The following is a 21921-nucleotide window of genomic DNA, read 5'->3' as shown; positions in this document are numbered from 1 at the left end:
TGGTGTATGGTCACTTCAACTTCTCATTGTCCTTATGACGCGTCGAGTCTCGTTGTGTTTTCTTTCTCAGATTCTTCTGAAAGGCCTCCGTGAGATCTATACCCGTTTGATTGGCTAGACATATCAGCACCCAGAGCACGTCTGCCATTTCATCTCCCAAATCTTTGTCCAAATCGGATTGTTTGAAGGATTGATCACCATATGTTCTCGCCATGATACGAGCCAATTCACCAACCTCTTCAGTCAATATCGTCATATTGGTCAATTCACTAAAGTAGCGCACACCATACTCTTTGATCCATAAATCTACCTGAGATTGAGCCTCTTCAATCGTCATTATTGTTTGTTTTTAGAATCCATTAGAATTGTCACTGGGCCATCATTAATCAGCGAGATTTTCATGTCTGCGCCAAACTCTCCCGTTTGTATCATTTGCCCAAGATCATTTTGCAACTGAGCAACCATACGCTCATACAGTGGGATAGCCACTTCTGGTTTGGCTGCTTTGATATACGAAGGGCGATTGCCTTTTTTAGTACTGGCAAGTAAAGTAAACTGACTGATCAACAGTATCTCTCCAGCTATATCCAATATGCTTTTGTTCATGACGCCTGTCTCGTCCTCAAATATACGCATATTCACAATTTTGCGACTCAACCACTCTATGTCTTCCTGCCCATCCTGATCTTCGATCCCGACCAATATCATCAAGCCCCGTCCAATACTCGCCTTGGTCACGCCATCTATGCGCACAGACGCCTCAAGCGACTTCTGTATTACTGTTATCAAATTTGTATTCTTTTTTTCGTGCGATTCTTTTCATCTCCAGAGGCTTGTGCACATGTACCCCTTCTTCATGACTACTCGCCACATAAAACATCGCATCAGCCACTTGACTACCCTTGATGGCCCAAAAACGAAGACGAGAACCAATAATGAAAAAAGACAATAAGGTAGAAGCCAGTTTGGCCATTTCTTCCCAAATTCTGAAGTGTGGACGATAACCCAACAACAAAGAAGGTTGATAGATATGAAGTGCTTTCAAATCCATTTCTTTGAGTGTATCCTCTAACTGGCCCTTGACGGAATTGTAAAACAAACCTGACTGACTGTTGGCTCCATAGGAAGATACCACATTGAACGTCTCAAATTGATTATCCGCCTTGGCAATCTTGGCTAACTTGACTGGATAATCAAAATCCACGCGATAAAAAGCCTCTTTGCTCTTGGCTTGATCCATGGTTGTACCTAAGCAGCAAAAGTAATCATTGGCAGACAGGCGGTCTGCATACGTGTCCAATTCATCAAAACTCAAAATGTACTCCTCTATGCGGTTATCCTTAATATCTATCGGGTTTCGGCCTATGACGAGTATTTTTGTATAGTAATCCTTACTGAGTAAAGTATTCAGAAGCTCTCTGCCAACTAGGCCTGTGGCACCTGCAATCAATGCTGTTTTACTTCCCATGTATACCTTTATTAGAATTGGACTAAAAAATTAGGCACTTAGCCACCAACAAACAAATAAATATTCAAGTAATTGAAAAATAAGAAGGGCCTCTCCTATAAAGAAAAAAGCCCGCGGATAGCTATCCGCGGGCTTTTCATATTCTTTGTTAAGAAAACTATCGTTCTACATGCTCTGCAAGTACCAACACCTTATTGTTGAGCACTTGCACCACACCTCCGTCAATGGCCATGTGTAGCTCTTCTCTTTTCTTATTGTGCGTACTTACGATCTTTAAGTCACCTTTGCCCAGCGAACTGACCAATGCAGCGTGATCATTCAAAACTTGAAAGGACCCCTTGCTACCAGGAAAAGTCGCATGATCCACTTCTCCTTCGTATATCTTTTCGTCTGGCGTAATGATCTCTAAAAACATAGTCTTATCCTTTAGCTTCAGCCAACAATTTCTCGCCTTTGACGACAGCATCTTCGATACCACCAACTAAGTTGAAAGCAGCCTCTGGCAAATTATCGTGCTTACCGTCCATGATTTCGTTAAAACCTTTGATAGTTTCTTTGATGTCTACAAGCACTCCTTTCAACCCTGTAAACTGCTCAGCTACGTGGAAAGGTTGTGACAAGAAACGCTGTACTCTACGAGCTCTATGTACGACCAACTTATCCTCATCAGACAATTCATCCATACCTAGAATAGCAATAATATCTTGTAGTTCTTTGTATCGCTGCAAAATCTCGATCACACGCTGAGCTGTATCATAGTGCTCATCACCTACGATCTCTCTAGAAAGAATTCTAGAAGTAGAATCAAGCGGATCTACTGCTGGGTAGATGCCTAGCTCTGAAATTTTTCTAGAAAGTACCGTGGTAGCATCCAAGTGAGCAAATGTCGTCGCTGGAGCTGGGTCAGTCAAATCATCCGCAGGTACGTAAACCGCCTGTACCGAAGTAATCGAACCATTCTTAGTAGAGGTAATTCTCTCCTGCATTGCTCCCATCTCTGTTGCAAGTGTAGGCTGGTACCCTACTGCTGATGGCATACGTCCAAGAAGTGCCGACACTTCTGATCCTGCTTGAGTAAATCTAAAGATATTATCTACGAAGAAAAGGATGTCTTTTCCTTCACCATCGCCCTCACCATCTCTAAAATATTCTGCGACTGTCAATCCAGAAAGCGCTACTCTTGCTCTTGCTCCTGGAGGCTCGTTCATCTGACCGAACACAAATGTCGCCTTAGACTCTTGTAATTTTTTCTTATCAACTTTGGACAGGTCCCATCCACCGCTTTCCATAGATTCTAGAAATTCGTCACCATAAGTCACGATACCAGATTCGATCATCTCTCTGAGTAAGTCATTACCTTCACGAGTTCTTTCACCCACACCAGCAAATACTGACAAACCACCGTGACCTTTGGCGATGTTGTTGATGAGCTCTTGAATCAAAACCGTTTTACCAACACCAGCACCTCCAAACAAACCAATCTTACCCCCTTTGGCGTAAGGCTCGATCAAGTCGATCACTTTGATACCAGTAAATAGGATTTCAGTAGAAGTAGACAGATCCTCGAATGCAGGAGCAGGTCTGTGAATCGGTAGAGATTTTTCACCCTTTGGTTGTTCGATACCGTCGATCGCTTCGCCTACTACATTGAATAGACGACCTTTGATATCCTCACCGATTGGCATAGTGATAGGCGCACCAGTATCTATAACTTCCATACCTCTAGTCATCCCTTCGGTACCTTCCATCGCGATAGTTCTTACTCTATCTTCGCCCAAATGCTGTTGACACTCAAGGATTACCTTTTGACCGTTTTCTTTGGTCACGTAGAGTGCGTCCAAAATATTTGGAATTTTAGACCCTTCAGCCTCGAAGCTTACGTCTACTACTGGGCCAATAACTTGTGTGATTTTACCACTATTTGCCATTTCTAGATATTTTATTCTATGAAAATTGTGTCCTATTTTTTCAAAGTGCGAAGTTAAAGTATCTTCCTTTAATCCCCAACTATCATTTTTCTTTTTAAATGCCTCACGATCTGAGCGAAATTCTAAACGTTGTTCCCTTGTTCAATTCCGAGTCTTTGACATAGATTTTTCCCTTGTGGTAATTCTCTATGATTCGCTTGACCAAAGTAAGCCCCAGTCCCCAGCCACGCTTTTTGGTAGAATACCCTGGTTGAAAAATCTTGGGTATCATTGATTTTGCAATTCCCTTACCTGTATCCGCGATATCGACAACCACGTGTCCTTCATTGGCTTTTAAAATACTGATATTGATCTGGCCATCTCCGCTCATGGCATCTACAGCATTTTTACAAATGTTTTCGATCACCCATTCAAACAACGGAATATTGAGGTTAGCCTCTAGCTCATCGTTGGGGAAACACCGGATTGTAAAAATCACCTTGGTTGATACCCGACGTTTGAGATATGCAATCGTATCATCAATGACACGATACACATTGGCACTTTCTAGTGTCGGTTCAGAACCAATATTGGAGAACCGTGAAGTAATCATATTGAGACGTTCGACATCCTTTTCGAGTTCGACAATGATCTCTTTGTCTGTTAAATTTTCGTCCGCCTTCAGGTACTCGACCCAGGCCATGAGTGACGAAATCGGCGTACCCAGTTGATGTGCGGTCTCTTTGGCCATCCCCACCCAAACACGGTTTTGCTCTGCCGCTTTGGAATAGTTGAACACCAAAAAAGCAATCATTCCAAAAATACCAATGATAGATAACTGCACGACAGGGTAATACTTCAATTGTGCAAGTAATGAGGAGTTGCGATAGTATATAAACTGATACCCCGTAATGTTCCCATCTGTACGGAGTGTCACGAGAAGGGGCTCGTGCTCCGACTCCATAATTTCCAGTTCTTCCTTGAGAATCTTATTTTTTTCTTTGGGTGTCACGGCCCGGTCTACTTTGGGAATGTTTCGAGACTGAAGCGGCTTTCCTATTTCATCCGTCACGATTACTGGGATGGACTTATTGGATACTATGATTTCCTCAAACACAAAATTCATGTCAGAATTGTTTTGCTGATTGGCTATGTACTCCAAAGTACTTGCATATAGGCCAATGTGTTTCTCCTCGCGACTTTTGAGTTGGCCGACAAGGACATTCGTATAGTAAATGGAAACCAAACTGATAAACACAGAAACCCCAAGTACAACCCATTTGAATTTGGATCGGTTTTTATAAAGATTAAGTGAAGTGTTTGGTTTTGTACCCGCCATCTGAACTACTCGTAATAATGCCAACAAATATAAGAAGCACAACGAGACCACCTAACGAATGGCAAGACATTCCAAGAAACAAGAGTGGCTATTCTAAGAATCATTCTATTTCATATTTAGAAATTAGATTCCTATCGAAATCTATTGATTGGAATAATCCAAAAAAATTAATTTTTTTTGTCATCTTTGAGCTTGAATTGAATACTGAACCTAACACCATGTTTCTAAGACCCATTCTAGCTTTACTCCTTGTGAGTTTATGTACACAAGTGATAGCCCAAGATCAAGACAAAATGATACGTGTCACAGGTACTGTGACAGACCCCAACGACAACAAGGCGATTCTTGCCAGTGTTTTTTACGAAAAGCTACCCTACTATGACGACATGGGGGTCTCCAAAACAAATCAGTCCAATGGGGTCTACGAACTCTATATGATCGAAAACCAAAAATACATTCTCAATGTCAAGGCAGATGGATACAAAACAATAAGTGAAGAGTTTGTCGTAACAGACAAAGGGATTGGACTCATCGAAAAGAATTTCAAAATGGAGCCAGATGCCATGCATGAAAAAATATCACTCGACAATCTAATTTTTGCAAGAGGAAAATCCGTCATCACTCCAGAATCATACGAAGAGTTAGATGCCTTAGCAGATTGGCTCGACCAACGACCTAACACCATCATTCAACTTGAAGGACATACTGATTTTCAGGGAAATGCTCAAGCCAACTTAGAGCTTTCCGAAGAGAGAGTTTTAGCCGTCAAAGAATATTTAATCAAAAAAGGAATTAAGAAAAGCAGAATTCGTACAAAAGCCTTCGGAGGGACCGAACCTTTGACACGAGAAAGAACACCCGAAGCTCGTACAAAAAACAGACGAGTAGAAGTAAGAATAATTCAACAATAAAATAATTTGAATATCTTTGATTCCTGCCAGTCTATGATTCAAATTTACATCAATCGTATCTAACCTGAATGAAGAAATTTACCATTCTCCTCATTATAGTATTACTAGGCACTAGAGCATCGGCTCAAGAGACTGTACAATGGGCATCTGAAGTCATGTTTGTCACCTCAGAATTGACAGCTTTGCAGTATGCCGCAAGCCAAGCTCTTCATTCTCCAAATGTATATCCATCGGGCGGAGAAAGCCCAAATGCCTGGCGACCCGCTAAAACAAATGGCCAAGAATATATAGTTGTCAAGTTTGACGAGCCTATTCGAGCACAACAAATTGCAATAGCAGAAACCGAAAACCCAGGTGCTGTCAGCAAAGTCTTCGCCTATGATTCATTAGACAATGAGTATCTACTTTTCGACCTGAATGCAAGACCCATTCCTCTTCAAAGTAGACTACTCAATTTATTCTTTGAAAAAACACCTTACCGCATTGCCTACATTCGAGTAGATCTCGACTGTACAACCGTACCAGGATACAATAGTATTGATGCCATCGGGTTATCTTCTTCAAACATACCAATTAGTGTGTTGATCGAACTCGCAGATAATGTCAACAACAACTTGAGTACAGAAAGACTAAGCACTAATGTAAACAGTGAATATGTCGAACTCGGCCCTTTGCTTTCGCCAGATGGCAAGCGGCTGTATTTCAGTAGAAGGAGCCACCCAGACAATGTCGGAGGAATGGACGACTATTCAGATATTTGGTATTCTGAACTTGACGAAGAGACTCACGAATGGCTACCCGCCAAAAATATCGGTGCACCTCTCAACACTCCTGGACCCAACTATATTTGCTCGATTACCCAAGTAGGTGACGAAACGATTTTGCTCTTAGGCAACCGCTACGAAAAGAGAGGCAGAATGGGAGAAGGCATATCCATGTCAAGATCAAGTGACGGAGACAAATGGGATAAACCAGAAAACATCGATATCGAAAACTCCTACAACTATTCAGATCAGGCAGATTTTTATATGAGTGCTGATACCGAAATCATCATCATGTCATTGGAGAGAGATGATACCAATGGAGATAGAGATCTCTATGCCTCATTCAAAAAGCCCAATTCGGAAATGTGGTCCGAACCGCTCAATATGGGCGTAACCATCAACTCTGCTGATGCAGAATATGCCCCTTTTCTAGATTCAGACAATGAAACCCTCTACTTCACATCCAAGGGGTTCCGAGGATACGGTGGGGCAGATATCTATGTATCCAAGAGATTGGATGATACATGGACCAACTGGTCTTCTCCAGAAAACATGGGAAGAGGAGTCAATGGACCAGAGGATGACACATATTTTAACTTACCTGCTACAGGTAGCCATGCCTATTTCACACGAGGGTCTTCTGACGAGAATACTGATGTCTTCCAGTTCCGCATAGACGAACTATTCATCGACCCAGAGAAAGAAATGCCTGAAGAAGGAGTCATTGCAAGTACAGACGAACCTGTAGAAGAAGAGCCTGTGGTTGCCGCTGCTCCGGTTGTCCCAATCACCGAAATATTCGTAACCGTCAAAGGCCAAGTGATAGACGAAGAGACCAATCAACCTATCGTCGGAAAAATCATCGTAGAAAGACTACCCGACGGCCTTAAAGTAGGTGAAACACAAACTGACGAAAATGGCATCTACGAATTCAAAGTAAGATCAGGAGCACGCTATGGTTTCTTGGCTGAAAAACGAGGATATCTTGCTCAGAATGAACACATCGATCTAAACGAAGAAACAGAATCTAGAACAATAGTTCAAGACCTCACACTCAACCCAATCCATACAGGAGCGGCTGTTGTACTCAACAATATCTTCTTTGATTTTGATCAAGACGAACTCAAAACAGCATCTTACCCTGAGCTACACCGTATTTTGGAAATGCTGCAATCAGGAGAAATTGAGAAAATAGAAATCTCAGGCCATAGTGATTCGATAGGTGACAAAGACTACAACCAACAACTATCCAAACGTAGAGCAAATTCGGTTTACAATTATTTCAAATCACACGGTATAAACACCAGTAGAATGGTCACCGTCGGCTATGGAGAATCTCAACCAGTAGCATCCAATGATACTGTAGCAGACCGTAAGCAGAATCGACGAGTTGAATTCAAAATTCTCGAATAAAAGCATTAGAATTGAAGGCTCAAGTTTGAGCCTTCAATCATCTTTAAACTCATTGCCTTGACACTCGTCCAGCTAGAATATATCGTCGCTCTCGACAATTACCGTCATTTTGCCCTTGCGGCAGAAAAATGCTTTGTGACTCAACCCACGCTAAGTATGCAAATTCAAAAGCTGGAAGATTCACTTGGTGTGAGCCTCTTTGACCGATCCAAACACCCCGTACAACCCACCGAAATCGGCAAGAAAATTTTGGAACAAGCACGAGTGATTCTCAACGAATCGCAGCGCATCAGCGAAATCATTGACGAAGAAAAACATGATATCAAAGGCGACATCAGAATCGGGGTAATTCCTACATTGGCTCCCTATCTTGTCCCTCTTTTCATTTCTAGTTTCATCGAAAAGTATCCTTTTATCAACCTACAAATCTCCGAGCACATGACGGATAGTTTGGTTGACCTACTAAAAAAGGATCAAATTGATATTGGTATACTTGTGACCCCTCTCAAAGAAACGGATTTTAAGGAAATTCCGCTTTTCTACGAAGAGTTTTCGCTCTATGTCTCACACCGTCACCCATTATACAACAGTTCAAAAGTAGAAGCCAGTGAACTCAACCCTGAAGGTTTATGGATATTGAACGAAGGACACTGCTTTCGTCAACAAACACTCAACATCTGCAATGTCAGTCGCTCAGAACGCTACAACAATCGTGTACACTACGAAAGTGGGTCGCTAGAAGCTCTCAAAAAACTTGTTGACAAACGGGGAGGCTATACTTTGATTCCGGAGCTTTTCACATATGATCTAAGCAAAGACGACAAATCCAAAGTCAGAAAATTTACAGAACCTATTCCCACTAGAGAAGTAGGACTGGTGATTAAGAAAAGTTTTGTGAAGCATAAAATGGTCAAGGCACTTCGTGAAGAAATCAACACATGCCTTCCTGCCACTTTGACAAGTCAAAAAAACACTACAGTCATCAAGTTCTAAAACTTCAGACGGAGTAAAATTCTCCGCATAAAAATTGGCCTATGCACAAAATCAACCTATAAGAAGAATTCTAAGAACTACTTATTGATATCGGTTTTCAAATTTTCGATCAAATCCGAAAATTCACCTAGCGTAGCGTTTTTGAAGTCTACTACCGTTTTGCGTAGCTTGTCCACATCGACACTAAACCGCTCGGTTTCATCGCCTAGTTTCAGCTGTGCACGACTAAAAATCTTCCGACAATTGTCCGCCTTCTTACCAAGAATGGTAGTCAAATCAGAATAATCAAAATTGAACAGTTCCTTTAGTACAAATACTGCGCGCTCTGTCGGAGCAAGTTTTTTAAAGATCAAAGACATAGCGTGAGTTACTTCACATTTCAAATCCAAATTTGAGAAATCAGGAGTGAAACTTACAGATACTGCTGCAGGGCTTACATTATCAATCAGTTCCTCTCGCTTGATCTTGATAGATTTCAAATAATTCAAGCACTTGTTTGTAACGGTTTTTGTCAGATACGATTTCGCATCCTGTATAGTATGTGTATCCAACCTAAGCCAACTAAAAAAAGTGTCTTGTACCAAATCTTCGGCAGTCGACCGACAGCCTACGAGGTTGTAAGCGACTGACATCAAAAGGGGGCGATATGATAAAACCTCTGTCTGTGACATTCTAAGGGCAAATTTACAGAAAATTCTTGCATTTGTGTCTATATGAATAAACCATTAAGATTTCGCGACATTTATTCTATATCATTTATCAAATAATTTGACCAAATAGACAATATTTTGAATACTTTTGGATTTTATTAATAGAAATGAGTTTACAGGCTTCAAAGCAGTTGCATTTGAAATTCTTAAGACTAATTCCTGCTGAAAATCAGTAGCGAAACGGTTTGCAATTTGTTTTGTTGAATTTTGTAGCTATTTTAGGAGTTCGAATAAAATTTGATAATTGTTATGAAGAAATTTATTCCTTTCTTAAACGCATCAGCGTTTATCCTAGGACTAGGTTTTGCATTAAGCTCTTGTGGTGGAGGTGGCGGACATGCAACTAGTCAAAATCCTGGGAATTATAGTTCCGTAACGGGACTAGAATACAACGAAGAAGGTGCATTTGAAGTCAGTGAATTTAGAGGTCAGCCTGATGGGCCGAACTTGCGATTCATTGAAGGTGGACGTACCATACTCGGAACTTTCGAGGAGGACATCATGCATACCAACAACAACCTGGAAAGGACTGTGACGGTAGCATCGTTTTACATGGATGAAACAGAAGTAGCCAATGTGCACTGGTTAGAGTACCTACACTATGTGCGCATGGATTCATCTGCAGCATTTTTCAAGTCAGCATTGCCAGACACGACTGTATGGTCTAGAGAGTTGGCATACAATGACCCTTATGTTGATCATTACTTGAGGTACCCTGGTTTCCGTTTTTTCCCAGTAGTGGGTGTGACATGGAAACAAGCACAAGATTACTGCAGCTGGAGATCAATTGTTGTCAACCAGAAGCTCGCTGAAGAAGCAGGCTACTACGAAGACTATGAGGGTGGGGCAGAGGCCGAAACCAAACCAAACCAAAGAATTCCTTTGGAAACTGGTTTTGTATTGCCGAACTATCGACTCCCTACTGAAGCAGAATGGGAGTATGCTGCACAAGCTCTTATCGGTACACAATGGTTGGATGAGAACCAAACGCACAGACGTCTCTATCCATGGGATGGTCACGCACTCAGAAATCCATACGGCAAAAAGATTGGTACATTCATGGCCAACTTCAAAAGAGGTCGTGGAGACTATGCCGGTATCGCTGGTAAGTTGAATGACGGAGCAATGATCACCACATACATTTATGATTATCCTCCAAATGATTTCGGTCTATACAACATGGCAGGAAACGTAAATGAGTGGGTACAAGATGTATACCGTCCATTATCTTACCAAGATTTTGATGATCTAAACCCAGTCAGAAACGATGGTTTCTTGGATGAAGAAGATGGTTATGATTTTGAAAATTTCCAATCACTCATCAGTGACAGAGTAAGAGTATATAAAGGTGGATCATGGGCAGATGTAGCTTATTGGATGTCACCTGGTACGAGGAGATTCTTGGCCGAGGATTCTGCCACATCTACCATTGGATTTAGATGTGCGATGATTAGAGCTGGAACCAACTACTAATAATCCTTAAATTAAGGAAAGCATTTAAGGCTTGTTGCACTGCAGCAAGCCTTTTTATTTTCCAGTCGCCAAGCATGCCACAGACAGAGCTTTCACACCATGATCTAGAAGTAGTTTAGAGATCGACGTGATAGTAGCCCCTGTTGTAATCACATCATCAACCAGCAAGACACGCTTCTTTTCCAATATTGATTGATTCACCACTTGATATTCAGATTGATTGCTCTTGAACCTGTCCAAACGGCTTTTTTTCGCCTGAGACGTTGACATAGAAACACGTACAATAGCGTGTTGCATGATTGGAGTTCCCAACACTTTACTCATCCCCTTAGCAATCTCTAAAGACTGATTATATCCCCTTTTTCGCATGCGAGAGAGGTGCAAAGGGACAGGAACAATACAATCAAATTGAAGCTTATCGGACACCATTGCATGTCCCAACCATTTGCCCAAAACAAAGCCCGTTTGAGACGATCCCTGGTACTTTAACTGACGCAGCAGCGTCTGAGCCATCCCATTCTTCTGATAGCGCATATAAGCGTAAGCCGCTTCAATTTCTATCACACCACATAAATACTCATACAATGGATTGTCACGTACTTTATAATAATCTATGAGAGGTAGATCCATTCGGCAATGCAAACACAGCAACTCTTCACCATCAACAAGTGGTCGAGCACAATTTGTACAGGTCATGGGATAAACCAAAGAGACAAATCCCTTCCAATATTTGGTTAAATTCATATCTTATCGGGCTTTCTTCAAGATAATTATAGATTCCTGTATAGAGGTCAATTATCTTTGAAAATAGAAGTAGATAGAATGAAAAGAGATCTTGATTTGGACCGGAAATGGCTCAAACTACGCGAGTCATTAAAAATTGTCATTGGAAAAAAACCCAGTGATTTAAATAGCATTCTATTCTTGATCGGCGTACAAGAATTGGGTAGGGGACATGTTCCATTTTCCAAAGAAGAAAAACAAGACCTGATTCATATCGGTATATGCAAAGTACTCAGTCTATCAGGATACTATACACTAGAGGGACTCGATGAAGAAGGCTGGCCTCATTGGATTGAAGACAAGAAAGTACCGAACCTGAATTTGATGGAACAAGAAAAATTACTGAAAATTCATACTATGGAATATTTTGAGAAAGAAATAGGTTTAGTATTTTGACCATGCGCAATACACTCCATTCTCTTATCATATTATGTGCTCTAATATCGTGTAAAGATATAGACCAGCATAGTATTGAATCTGATTCACGTGAAACACTCAACATCAATTTCACCAGCAGTATACTCACGTTAGATTCTACACAAAACAAAAATATAGCTGAGCAATTCGTCGTAGAGCTCTCCCAACCCATTGAAAAACAAGAAGCCGCACCATACGAAATCACACTTGCAGATACGGATATTCTCTACCGTCTCCACGCACTAGACTCTAGCAGCAATATCCAAACTATCAATCTCAGGTTCCTTAAAAATGAAGAAGCCATACTTCATGAGTTTCGGGAGAGAAATATTGATATCATTCAAGTGTCATCCCGAGACTCTTCCAAGATAAAGTCCGTTCATTTTTTAAACCAAATACTATCCAATAAATACAGCGAGTTCAAAGCGATTAGAAGTAACACTGCCTTTGTAGAGTTTTATACTTTTGAAAACTTCCACAATCTAGAAGATATCATTCTATGTAGAGACTGGTTAGGCTTGGACTCTCTTGATATACAAATTGATACAACCACACTTCTACATAATAGTTTAGAAGACACTATCACCATAGGAATTCAAAAATTGCCCGAGTTAAAAAATGCCGTTTTAGACCCACGTTTTTTGGCAAAAATCAGGGTAGAGGTACGGAATGAATCTGAGAACACGCCGTATAAGCCTTTCATTTCTAAAAAATTGATAAAAATTGACTCATTAAGTTCTGATAATCAATACATTATAAGATCAATCAAACAATCTTTCAATTCATCGTCAAAAACGAACGCAATTGGTGTTTTCAACATATATCCAGAGTATTTCATAACTCCACGGACACTTCAAGGGTTAAAAGACTATGAAAAGCTATCGAAGCAGATCGAACACATCTATTTCGAAAAGATAACGAGCTATTGAAAAAAGAAACACAACATAGAGCAATCAAACTAACACAAAAGATACAGGCGTATAAAAAGAAACTGTTTTTGAACAAACTCATCAAAAACGGAATTCTCTTCTTCATCGTTTTGCTCAGCTCGTATCTTATAGTCAACAGCTTAGAATTTTCCTTTCGCTTTTCTGAGTCAGGCAGATTTTCTCTATTGCTCCTATTATTCGCCACCTTTTTGTTCACGCTCATTCGCTATCTCATACTACCACTCTATCACTATCTAAACAGTAGCAAACAGATCAGCGACAAAGATGCTGCGCGAGAAATTGGCAAATATTTTCCAAATCTCGATGATAAATTACTGAATACTATACAGTTACAGATAAACCACCAAGAAACCTCTTTACTTAAAGCAAGTATTGAACAGCGTACAAACGAACTATCGGTTTTTGATTTTAACACAAGCATAAATCTCAAAACTAACTACAAGTATTTACGCTATTTACTCTTCCCTGCAGCATTGATACTACTGCTACTCATGATTATTCCTCATTTCTTGACGGAGAGTACCCATCGAATTATCCACTACGATAAAGAATACAATGATGCATTGTTTCATGTGAAACCTGCTTTTGAAACATTTGTTGCTTTCAAAAACGAACCCTTTACCATTGAGATGGTTGTAGAAGGAGAGGCCGTACCCGATCAGTTCTATTTGAAAGCTCACGGCAAAACGAACAAAATGAAATTCAGTGATGCAACACACATCAACTACCAATATCCGAGAGTACAAAATGATTTTTCCTTCCAAATCTTGGCTGGAAACTACAAGTCCAAAACCTATACGATAGAAGTCAGATCAAGACCAGACATCAAAAACCTCAATATACAATTACAATATCCCCCGTATACGGGTCTAGAAAACACTAAGATTTCAAACAATGGCAATCTTACAGTACCCGAAGGAACCACAGCGCACTGGACAATTGAATCTATAGAATCGAATGGCATCAGTTTACAAATGACAGAAGACACCATCGAAATGCAATCTCCACATCAAAATCAATTTACCGCATATAAACAGCTCCTCCATACCCAAGATTATCAAATACAACTCCGTAATCAGCACGGTAAGAACAAACAGCCCATTTCATATCAAATAGATGTAATCAAGGATCAATTTCCAATCATAAACCTACAAACGATATCAGATACTACCTTGTACCAATATGTAATAGTCACTGGAAGTATCATGGATGATTACGGGTTTAGTAGCTTAGAATTCATCTATGAGGTCCATGAGGAAACCAAAAGACTACCTATGCAATTGGTCTCATCGCACAACGCTCAAAACTTCTTTTATCAATTATCCTTAGATTCGATCGATCTACACCCTGGAGAAATACTCCACTATTATGTTCGCGTATACGACAATGACGCAATCAATGGATACAAACCAGCACGCTCTCAAAAACATAGTTTCAAACTACCTGATAATACAGAAATCGACGCAGAAATAGAAAAAACTGCTGCTCAAGCGAAATCAGATATCCATAGGACACTTGACAAAGCAGAAGACATTCGTGAACAAATAGAAGAGATACAACGAGATCTCAAAAAGAACAATAACAACAACTGGCAAGAAAAGAAAAAAATAAACACCCTACTACAAGACAAAAAAGGGCTCGAAAAAGACATCCAGCAATTAGCTAAAAAGCACAAAGAATTGACAGAAAAGCAAAATAAATTTCATAAACCCAACCCAGAACTACAAAAAAAATCCGCACAGTTACAAAAATTGATGGAAGATATCTTGGATGAAGAAACAAAAAAACTTTATGAAGAGCTACAAAAATTATTGCAAGACGATCAAAGCAAAACGAATTTGGACGAATTGATGCAAGACATTCAACAAAAGGAAAAGAATCTTGAAAAGGAAATAGAACGCGCTCTGGAAATGTTCAAACGCATGCAATTCGATTACAAAATGGATGAAATCATCCAAGATCTTGATCAACTTAAACAACAGCAATCTGATCTCGCACAAGAAACAGGTGAAAAAGATACGAACCTCGAAACAACTCAAGAAAATCAAGAGGAGCTCAACCAAAAGTTTGATCAACTTCAAGAAGAGATAGACAAACTAGAAGAACTCAATGAAAAGCTCAGCCAACCCGAAAAACTAGATGACCTCAGTACGGAACAAGAAGAAATCAACCAAACTCAAGAAGAAATCAACCAAAGCCTAGAACAAGGCAAACGCAAAAAGTCACAAGAACAACAACAAAAAGCAGCTGAACAAATAGAAAGTCTCAGCAATCAGATGAAGTCCATGCAGACTTCAATGGAAATGGAAATGTTACAAGAAAATCTTGATCATCTACGAGATATACTCGACAACCTACTCAAGCTATCCTTTGATCAAGAAGATCTCATGGAAGAATTCAAAGCAGTCAATCAAAGCGACCCCCGTTTTGTCTCCTTATCTCAGCTACAACTCAAACTCCGAGATGATGCAGTCATTATTGAGGACAGTTTACTCTCATTGGCTAGTAGGGTATTTCAGATACAAAGTTTCGTCACTCGTGAACTAGATGCCATGAACAACCATATTGAAGCCAGTCTGCAAGGCATGAAAGATCGCAAAAAGAATGATGCGGTAGTCAATCAACAATACACAATGACCTCCATCAACAATCTCGCCTTGCTTCTCAACGACGTACTACAACAATTGCAGCAGCAAATGGCAGAATCCATGGGCATGCCACAGCCCGGACAAAAAGGCAAGAAAAAGCCCATGCCAAGCATGTCACAGCTCCAACAAGAACTCAGTAAGAAAATTCAAGACCTAAAGAAAAGTGGCAAAACAGGAAAACCACTCTCTCAAGAATTAGCAGAACTCGCTGCAGAACAAGAAATGATACGTCAACAGCTCCAACAAATAGAAAATGAGCTCAATAATGGGGACCAAGGACTCTCAAACAATCTAAAAGACATCATCAAAAAGATGGAACAAACCGAAACAGATCTCGTCAATAAGAACATCACGCAACAAACCATACAACGCCAACAAGACATCTTGACTAAGATGCTACAATCCGAAGATGCACTAAGAGAACGAGAACTCGATCAACAAAGAGAAGCACAAACAGCACAAGAAGAAATCCACAACACAGCCAAGAAATATGAGGAATACATCAAAACCAAACAATCCGAACTGGAGTTGTTGCAGACATTACCCCCTAAAATGAACCCTTACTACAAGGAAGAAGTAAATAAATACTTCCAAAGGTTAAATGAACAATAATATATTTGTGACCGCTAAAACAATTAACAATGGACGCCATTAAAATTCAGATCCCGTCACTGTCAGAAAACATTCGAATCATCGAAAGCTTCATTGACAATGCCAAAGAGAAATTCCAATTTGACGATGACATCTATGGCAACATCATGATCGCTGTGACAGAGTCCGTCAACAATGCTATCGTACATGGCAACAAGTCAGACAAGGATAAAAACGTCGATTTGTCTCTCAAGCTAGAAGACAGTCTCATCCTGTTCACTATTCAGGATGAAGGTGAGGGCTTTGACTATGACACATTACCTGATCCTACAGCACCTGAAAATCTAGAAAAACCAGGCGGTCGAGGCATCTTCCTAATGAAGAATCTATGTGATGAAGTCAAATTTGAGGATGATGGAAAGAGAGTCCAACTTAGTTTTTACATCCACTGATGCACGAAATTCATTTCTTCTACGAGGATACTGACTTCACTATTAGCAAAGAAGCAACCCTACAAGATTGGATACATCACTGTATTCAAAATGAAGGATACGAACTCACCAGTATCAACTACATCTTTTGTTCGGATGAGTACCTAAGACAAGTCAACATAGACTACCTCGACCATGACTACTATACAGACATCATCACCTTTGACAATTCAGAGGAGGAAAAGCATGTAGAGTCTGACATATTCATTAGTATAGATCGGGTAAGAGAAAACGCTCAACAACAAGACACTGCATTCGAAACGGAACTCAAACGAGTCCTCATCCATGGAGTACTTCACCTTGTCGGATACAACGACAAGACAGAGAGTCAAAAAATGGAGATGAGAGAAAAAGAGAATGCTTATTTATCTTTGCCGCAATTTCAAATATAACACAACAAGTGCTCCACGTGGAACACCTCATCGATCGTCGAAAAAGGTTTCACGTGGAACACTTCTAAGGAGAATAATATGTTTCCAGAATACGACGTAATAGTAGTAGGGGCAGGACATGCAGGTTGTGAAGCCGCCGCTGCAGCTGCCAACATGGGTTCAAAAGTCATGCTCATCACCATGAACATGAACACCATAGCACAGATGTCTTGCAATCCCGCAATGGGTGGCGTTGCAAAAGGACAGATCGTACGTGAGATAGACGCGTTAGGAGGATACTCCGGTATCATATCTGACAAATCCATGATACAATTTAGGATGCTCAACAAATCCAAAGGACCTGCCATGTGGAGTCCACGTACACAAAACGATCGCATGCGCTTTGCAGAAGAATGGAGACTCGCACTAGAACGAACACCCAATGTAGACTTCTGGCAAGAAATGGTCACTGGATTGATTGTCAAAGACAATCATATCAAAGGCGTTAGAACCTCTATGGGTATAGAAATAAAAGGAAAATCAGTTGTTCTCACCAATGGAACATTTCTCAACGGAATCATACACATTGGAGAAAAACGCTTCGGAGGTGGACGCACAGGAGAAAAGGCAGCAACAGGTATAACTGAACAACTCATCGAACTTGGATTTGAATCAGGCAGAATGAAAACCGGTACACCTCCTAGAGTAGATGGTAGATCCCTCAATTGGGATGTGATGGAAGAACAACCCGGAGATACTGATCCTGGAAAATTTTCATTCACTGATACCAAATCTCTTGTGAATCAACGACCGTGTCATATCACATATACCAATCCTGAAGTACACGAAATACTCAAAACAGGATTCGAGCAATCCCCAATGTTCACTGGAAGGATAAAAGGATTAGGTCCAAGATATTGCCCATCAATCGAAGACAAAATCAACCGATTCGCTGAACGCGATCGACACCAAATATTCGTCGAACCAGAAGGATGGAATACTGTAGAAATATATGTCAATGGATTCTCCACCAGCCTACCAGAAGATGTTCAGTACAAAGCCATTACAAAAATACCTGGGTTTGAGAATGTCAAAATGTTCAGACCAGGATATGCTATAGAATACGACTACTTCCCACCGACACAACTCAACGCAACCTTAGAGACACGTCTAATCAGTGGTCTATACTTCGCAGGACAAATCAACGGAACTACCGGATATGAAGAGGCAGCCAGTCAAGGACTCATGGCAGGTATCAATGCACACAACAAAATACACGACAAAGGAGATTTTGTACTCAACAGATCCGACGCCTACATCGGGGTACTCATCGATGATCTTATCAATAAAGGAACAAACGAACCCTACCGTATGTTCACTTCAAGGGCAGAGTTCCGGATACTACTCAGACAAGACAATGCGGATGTACGATTAACTCCACTTGGACATCAACTAGGTTTAGCTTCTGAAGAAAGATTAGAAAGAGTAAATCAAAAGATAAAAGAAACAGATCAGTTCATCGCTGATCTCAAAAAAATCAAAGTTAAACCAGAAGAAGTCAATCCCATACTAGAAAAACATGGATCAGCTATCATCAAAGAAAAAGCACCAATCATCAATTTCTTGAGAAGACCAGAATTCGAAATAGATGACATACTCAAGCTACATCCAGATGCACAGAACAAAGCAAATGAACTGACACCAGAGGTCATACAACAAGCTGCTATATTAGTCAAATACGAAACATACATAGAAAAAGAAAAAAGCCTAGCAGACAGAATGGGTGATTTAGACAACAAAAAAATACCGTCCAATTTCAACTACAAAGAAATACCAGCACTCTCATCAGAGGCCAAAGAAAAACTATCTAAGATTCAACCAACGAATCTCGGACAAGCCTCAAGAATCAGTGGCGTCAATCCTGCAGATATTTCAGTTCTCATGGTCTATATGGCAAGATAAATATGTACGAAAAAATAGAAACCTGCCCGTCGTGCAATTCCAAAGAATTCACCAATCACTTGATTTGTGACGATCATTCCCTGACCAAAGAAAGCTTTGCCATCATGAAGTGCAACAATTGCAATTTGCTCTTCACCAGTCCCAGACCAAATCAAAAATCCATAGGTCGATACTATGCTTTTGACGATTATATATCTCATACCGACAAAGCCAACAACCTTACCAATAGGATCTATAAACTTGTCAGAAACTATACGATCAAAACCAAATACAAACTCCTGGACCGTCTCAGTGAAAACAAAACCATACTCGACATAGGCTGCGGTACAGGACAACTCCTACAACACCTCAAAGAAAAAAATTGGACAGTAACTGGCATAGAACCTGATCCCTCAGCACGAGCGATAGCCATACAGCATCTCAAAGAAAATATATACCAAGACTACCAGGAGTTACCCAATAAGAAATATGGTATTATCAGCCTTTGGCATGTACTAGAACATGTACATGATATCAATGGAACTCTACAAAAAATAAGAACACATCTATCCAAAAAAAGTAGGTTGGTCATCGCTTTGCCCAACTGCGACTCCTATGATCAAAGATTCTACAAAAATCATTGGGCAGCTTACGATGTACCCCGACACCTCTATCACTTCAATCAACAAACCATCACTGAGTTGATGAAATACAATGCCTTCGAATTGGTAGAAACTATACCCATGAAATTCGATTCGTTCTATGTCAGTTTGCTCAGTGAAAAATACAAACGCGGTAAGAGCAATTATCTCAAGTCGTTCGTGATAGGATTATTGTCCAACAGATGGGCAAGCAAAAACAACAACAACTATTCTAGCATCATTTACATATTCAAGAAAGTATGAGAAAAGCACTTCTACCCATTCTGCTCAGTATAATCTCCCTATACATATACTCATGCGCTACCCAAGGTTCGCCTACTGGAGGGCCTAAAGACACCATTCCACCTATACTGCTCGAAAGCAATCCAGAACACAAGTCCATCAACTTCAAAGGAAAAGAATTTCATTTCTCATTTAGCGAAAGGATAGATGCCAGCAAACTCAAACAAAAACTCATCATTACTCCTTTTATCGAAAACAATTACAAATTTAGAAGCAAGAAAGACGAACTCTTCATTGAATTTGAAGAAGACTTTGAAGACAGTACAACCTACACCTTCAATTTCTCCGATGGAGTAGTAGATCTAACCGAAAAAAACCCCGTTGAGAATTTTACCTTAGCTTTTTCTACTGGACCCTACATAGATTCGATAAGCGTCGAAGGTCATATATACAATCAATACACCAACAAGAAAATAGAAAAAGCCACTGTAGCCTTATATGCAGTCAAAGATACGCTCAACATCCTAACAGGAAAACCAAGGTACTTCACCAAAACAGATACTTCAGGATATTATCGCATTGAAAACATCAAAACAGGATACTACTTCATCTATGCATTCGAAGACGCCAACAACAACCTCAAATGCGAACCAGACACAGAGCCCCACGGCTTCATCAAAGATTCCATCAACCTGTATAGTCATTTAAGTGAGCAAGACATACTCATACAGCTACTCAATGTGAATACATTCAAAAAGATTCGATCCAAACAAACTGGTTCCTACTTCGATATTCTTTACAACAAATTCATCAAAGAATACACCTTGACCAAACTCGATACTACTCAAAACTTGCCCATACCACAAAACAACAAAATCAAAGAAAACACAATCATCAGAATGTATCATGACTCCAGTTACAGATATGATCAGGACAGCCTTGGAATTATACTCACCGCCAAGGATACGGTCTACAACCAGATTCGAGATACTGTATATGTCAAGTTTACCGAAAGCAAACGCAAACCCGAAAAACTAAACTACAGTGTAAATCCTAAGGATAAGGCTTCAGTAGATCAAACATTTGACATCAGTCTATACTTCACCAAGCCCATCACAGCATTTTATAAAGACAGTATCACAAGGCGTTACGATACACTGATCGCACAACACATGCCTGATAGTCTTTTCACATGGAACACCAATCATACGCAACTCACCATCCATGAAACTCTAGACAAACGATACTTTCAAACCCATGTGGATAGTTTGTTATTGACCATCATCGATTCCACGCTTGACGCCACGGACAGCCTCTCAATGGACAGCCTCTCAATGGACACTCTCAAAATGCAGCAACGAAAATACCTCGAACGCCTGAATACTGATCACTTGACCTATATCTTTCCTAAAGGCACGTTTATAAGTTTAGAAAGCGACACTGTAGATCAATTGGATCGAACGTATTCGTTCAAAAATCCGGAGAACTATGGCAAAGTCTCAGGTGAAGTTATCACAGATCATACACACTACATTCTACAGCTCGTCAACAAGGATCACAAAGTGTTTGCACAGTTGCACAACCCCAAGAAGTTTACCTTTACCTATGTCAAACCAGGTAACTACAGTCTTCGAGTACTCATTGATATCAACAAAGATGGTATCTGGTCTCATGGCAATTTGTCTCTACAGGTGGCACCAGAACCTATTTACTTCTATACCGATCGATTCGATATACGTGCCAACTGGGAAATTGAAAACATCCAGGTCATGTTCTAAACTCTGTGGATAACTCGTGAAAACAGCCGTAACAATGTGTGGACTAAATCACAACAAATACCAACCAACTTCAGATCACTCACTGACCC

General features: G+C 40.3%; 20 protein-coding genes. 12 read left to right on the top strand and 8 right to left on the bottom strand.

All coding sequences use genetic code 11. The annotated features are described in order from the left end of the window. Window positions 1-10: 10 nt before the first annotated feature. The 6 genes from BFP72_RS17335 to BFP72_RS17310 all read right to left on the bottom strand — a co-directional run bounded on the left by BFP72_RS17335 (window position 11) and on the right by BFP72_RS17310 (window position 4714). A complete protein-coding gene (locus tag BFP72_RS17335; protein WP_099600341.1) occupies window positions 11-337 on the bottom strand; it encodes a nucleotide pyrophosphohydrolase in 327 nt (108 codons plus the stop codon). Next, the gene (gene dtd / locus BFP72_RS17330) at window positions 337-789 is read right to left on the bottom strand and encodes a D-aminoacyl-tRNA deacylase (RefSeq protein WP_099600340.1); all 453 of its coding nucleotides are present in this window, start codon (window positions 787-789) and stop codon (window positions 337-339) included. Before dtd ends, BFP72_RS17335 begins: the two co-directional genes overlap by 1 nt. Further along, complete coding sequence (locus BFP72_RS17325; RefSeq protein ID WP_099600339.1) at window positions 761-1468, bottom strand: NAD-dependent epimerase/dehydratase family protein; 708 nt, start codon at window positions 1466-1468, stop codon at window positions 761-763. The genes dtd and BFP72_RS17325 overlap by 29 nt, the downstream gene beginning before the upstream one ends. A gap of 157 nt (window positions 1469-1625) precedes the next feature. Further along, entirely contained in the window at window positions 1626-1883 is a 258-nt protein-coding gene (gene atpC / locus BFP72_RS17320; protein WP_099600338.1) for an ATP synthase F1 subunit epsilon, read from the bottom strand. Window positions 1884-1887: 4 nt separating this feature from the next. Continuing rightward, window positions 1888-3396: a F0F1 ATP synthase subunit beta gene (gene atpD, locus BFP72_RS17315; protein ID WP_099600337.1), complete on the bottom strand. Its 1509-nt coding sequence runs from the start codon at window positions 3394-3396 to the stop codon at window positions 1888-1890. A gap of 103 nt (window positions 3397-3499) precedes the next feature. Beyond that, window positions 3500-4714, bottom strand: a complete 1215-nt coding sequence (locus tag BFP72_RS17310; RefSeq protein WP_099600336.1) for a PAS domain-containing sensor histidine kinase — start codon at window positions 4712-4714, stop codon at window positions 3500-3502. Between the two features lie 293 nt (window positions 4715-5007). Here BFP72_RS17310 and BFP72_RS17305 point away from each other — a divergent pair, with 293 nt between their 5' ends. From BFP72_RS17305 to BFP72_RS17295, 3 genes are all read left to right on the top strand, one after another. Beyond that, the gene (locus BFP72_RS17305) at window positions 5008-5625 is read left to right on the top strand and encodes an OmpA family protein (RefSeq protein ID WP_221406535.1); all 618 of its coding nucleotides are present in this window, start codon (window positions 5008-5010) and stop codon (window positions 5623-5625) included. A 68-nt stretch (window positions 5626-5693) separates the two neighbouring features. After that, the gene (locus tag BFP72_RS17300; RefSeq protein ID WP_099600334.1) at window positions 5694-7802 is read left to right on the top strand and encodes an OmpA family protein; all 2109 of its coding nucleotides are present in this window, start codon (window positions 5694-5696) and stop codon (window positions 7800-7802) included. 57 nt (window positions 7803-7859) lie between these two features. Continuing rightward, the gene (locus BFP72_RS17295) at window positions 7860-8795 is read left to right on the top strand and encodes a hydrogen peroxide-inducible genes activator (protein ID WP_099600333.1); all 936 of its coding nucleotides are present in this window, start codon (window positions 7860-7862) and stop codon (window positions 8793-8795) included. 77 nt (window positions 8796-8872) lie between these two features. Here BFP72_RS17295 and BFP72_RS17290 read toward each other — a convergent pair whose 3' ends face one another. Next, entirely contained in the window at window positions 8873-9466 is a 594-nt protein-coding gene (locus BFP72_RS17290; protein WP_099600332.1) for a sigma-70 family RNA polymerase sigma factor, read from the bottom strand. Window positions 9467-9754: 288 nt separating this feature from the next. Between BFP72_RS17290 and gldJ the strand changes: the two genes are divergently transcribed. Beyond that, window positions 9755-10978: a gliding motility lipoprotein GldJ gene (gene gldJ, locus BFP72_RS17285; protein ID WP_099600331.1), complete on the top strand. Its 1224-nt coding sequence runs from the start codon at window positions 9755-9757 to the stop codon at window positions 10976-10978. A gap of 54 nt (window positions 10979-11032) precedes the next feature. Here the strand turns inward: gldJ and BFP72_RS17280 are convergent, their stop codons facing one another. Beyond that, window positions 11033-11722, bottom strand: coding sequence for a ComF family protein (locus tag BFP72_RS17280; RefSeq protein ID WP_099600330.1), 690 nt, complete (start codon window positions 11720-11722; stop codon window positions 11033-11035). A 78-nt stretch (window positions 11723-11800) separates the two neighbouring features. On the opposite strand from BFP72_RS17280, the gene BFP72_RS17275 reads away from it, so the two are divergent. The 8 genes from BFP72_RS17275 to BFP72_RS17240 all read left to right on the top strand — a co-directional run bounded on the left by BFP72_RS17275 (window position 11801) and on the right by BFP72_RS17240 (window position 21832). Beyond that, window positions 11801-12157, top strand: coding sequence for a hypothetical protein (locus BFP72_RS17275; protein ID WP_099600329.1), 357 nt, complete (start codon window positions 11801-11803; stop codon window positions 12155-12157). 2 nt (window positions 12158-12159) lie between these two features. Continuing rightward, complete coding sequence (locus tag BFP72_RS17270; RefSeq protein WP_099600328.1) at window positions 12160-13107, top strand: hypothetical protein; 948 nt, start codon at window positions 12160-12162, stop codon at window positions 13105-13107. A 512-nt stretch (window positions 13108-13619) separates the two neighbouring features. Next, complete coding sequence (locus tag BFP72_RS17265; RefSeq protein ID WP_143520117.1) at window positions 13620-16388, top strand: DUF4175 family protein; 2769 nt, start codon at window positions 13620-13622, stop codon at window positions 16386-16388. 29 nt (window positions 16389-16417) lie between these two features. After that, complete coding sequence (locus BFP72_RS17260; protein WP_099600326.1) at window positions 16418-16819, top strand: ATP-binding protein; 402 nt, start codon at window positions 16418-16420, stop codon at window positions 16817-16819. After that, window positions 16819-17250 (top strand): rRNA maturation RNase YbeY, encoded by a 432-nt coding sequence (ybeY, locus tag BFP72_RS17255; protein ID WP_099600325.1) that lies wholly within the window; start codon window positions 16819-16821, stop codon window positions 17248-17250. The genes BFP72_RS17260 and ybeY overlap by 1 nt, the downstream gene beginning before the upstream one ends. Window positions 17251-17328: 78 nt before the next feature. Further along, window positions 17329-19191: a tRNA uridine-5-carboxymethylaminomethyl(34) synthesis enzyme MnmG gene (gene mnmG, locus BFP72_RS17250; protein ID WP_099600324.1), complete on the top strand. Its 1863-nt coding sequence runs from the start codon at window positions 17329-17331 to the stop codon at window positions 19189-19191. A gap of 2 nt (window positions 19192-19193) precedes the next feature. Beyond that, window positions 19194-20075: a class I SAM-dependent methyltransferase gene (locus BFP72_RS17245; protein WP_099600323.1), complete on the top strand. Its 882-nt coding sequence runs from the start codon at window positions 19194-19196 to the stop codon at window positions 20073-20075. After that, the gene (locus BFP72_RS17240; RefSeq protein WP_099600322.1) at window positions 20072-21832 is read left to right on the top strand and encodes an Ig-like domain-containing domain; all 1761 of its coding nucleotides are present in this window, start codon (window positions 20072-20074) and stop codon (window positions 21830-21832) included. Before BFP72_RS17245 ends, BFP72_RS17240 begins: the two co-directional genes overlap by 4 nt. Window positions 21833-21921: the final 89 nt, after the last annotated feature.

It is taken from the genome of Reichenbachiella sp. 5M10 (assembly GCF_002742335.1).
In the GTDB taxonomy this organism is placed as follows: domain Bacteria; phylum Bacteroidota; class Bacteroidia; order Cytophagales; family Cyclobacteriaceae; genus Reichenbachiella.
The sequence above is the reverse complement of the archived record's forward strand: the minus strand, read 5'-3'. Positions and strand labels throughout refer to the sequence as shown.

Excerpts from the sequence above, each read along its gene's own strand:
- BFP72_RS17305 (WP_221406535.1), top strand. The coding sequence starts at position 5,008 with ATGATACGTGTCACAGGTACTGTGACAGACCCCAACGACAACAAGGCG.
- atpD (WP_099600337.1), bottom strand. The coding sequence starts at position 3,396 with ATGGCAAATAGTGGTAAAATCACACAAGTTATTGGCCCAGTAGTAGAC.
- mnmG (WP_099600324.1), top strand. The coding sequence starts at position 17,329 with ATGTTTCCAGAATACGACGTAATAGTAGTAGGGGCAGGACATGCAGGT.
- BFP72_RS17265 (WP_143520117.1), top strand. The coding sequence starts at position 13,620 with ATGATTATTCCTCATTTCTTGACGGAGAGTACCCATCGAATTATCCAC.
- BFP72_RS17240 (WP_099600322.1), top strand. The coding sequence starts at position 20,072 with ATGAGAAAAGCACTTCTACCCATTCTGCTCAGTATAATCTCCCTATAC.
- BFP72_RS17310 (WP_099600336.1), bottom strand. The coding sequence starts at position 4,714 with ATGGCGGGTACAAAACCAAACACTTCACTTAATCTTTATAAAAACCGA.
- BFP72_RS17270 (WP_099600328.1), top strand. The coding sequence starts at position 12,160 with ATGCGCAATACACTCCATTCTCTTATCATATTATGTGCTCTAATATCG.
- BFP72_RS17290 (WP_099600332.1), bottom strand. The coding sequence starts at position 9,466 with ATGTCACAGACAGAGGTTTTATCATATCGCCCCCTTTTGATGTCAGTC.
- BFP72_RS17300 (WP_099600334.1), top strand. The coding sequence starts at position 5,694 with ATGAAGAAATTTACCATTCTCCTCATTATAGTATTACTAGGCACTAGA.
- BFP72_RS17245 (WP_099600323.1), top strand. The coding sequence starts at position 19,194 with ATGTACGAAAAAATAGAAACCTGCCCGTCGTGCAATTCCAAAGAATTC.
- BFP72_RS17335 (WP_099600341.1), bottom strand. The coding sequence starts at position 337 with ATGACGATTGAAGAGGCTCAATCTCAGGTAGATTTATGGATCAAAGAG.
- BFP72_RS17280 (WP_099600330.1), bottom strand. The coding sequence starts at position 11,722 with ATGAATTTAACCAAATATTGGAAGGGATTTGTCTCTTTGGTTTATCCC.
- ybeY (WP_099600325.1), top strand. The coding sequence starts at position 16,819 with ATGCACGAAATTCATTTCTTCTACGAGGATACTGACTTCACTATTAGC.
- BFP72_RS17325 (WP_099600339.1), bottom strand. The coding sequence starts at position 1,468 with ATGGGAAGTAAAACAGCATTGATTGCAGGTGCCACAGGCCTAGTTGGC.
- atpC (WP_099600338.1), bottom strand. The coding sequence starts at position 1,883 with ATGTTTTTAGAGATCATTACGCCAGACGAAAAGATATACGAAGGAGAA.
- gldJ (WP_099600331.1), top strand. The coding sequence starts at position 9,755 with ATGAAGAAATTTATTCCTTTCTTAAACGCATCAGCGTTTATCCTAGGA.
- BFP72_RS17260 (WP_099600326.1), top strand. The coding sequence starts at position 16,418 with ATGGACGCCATTAAAATTCAGATCCCGTCACTGTCAGAAAACATTCGA.
- BFP72_RS17275 (WP_099600329.1), top strand. The coding sequence starts at position 11,801 with ATGAAAAGAGATCTTGATTTGGACCGGAAATGGCTCAAACTACGCGAG.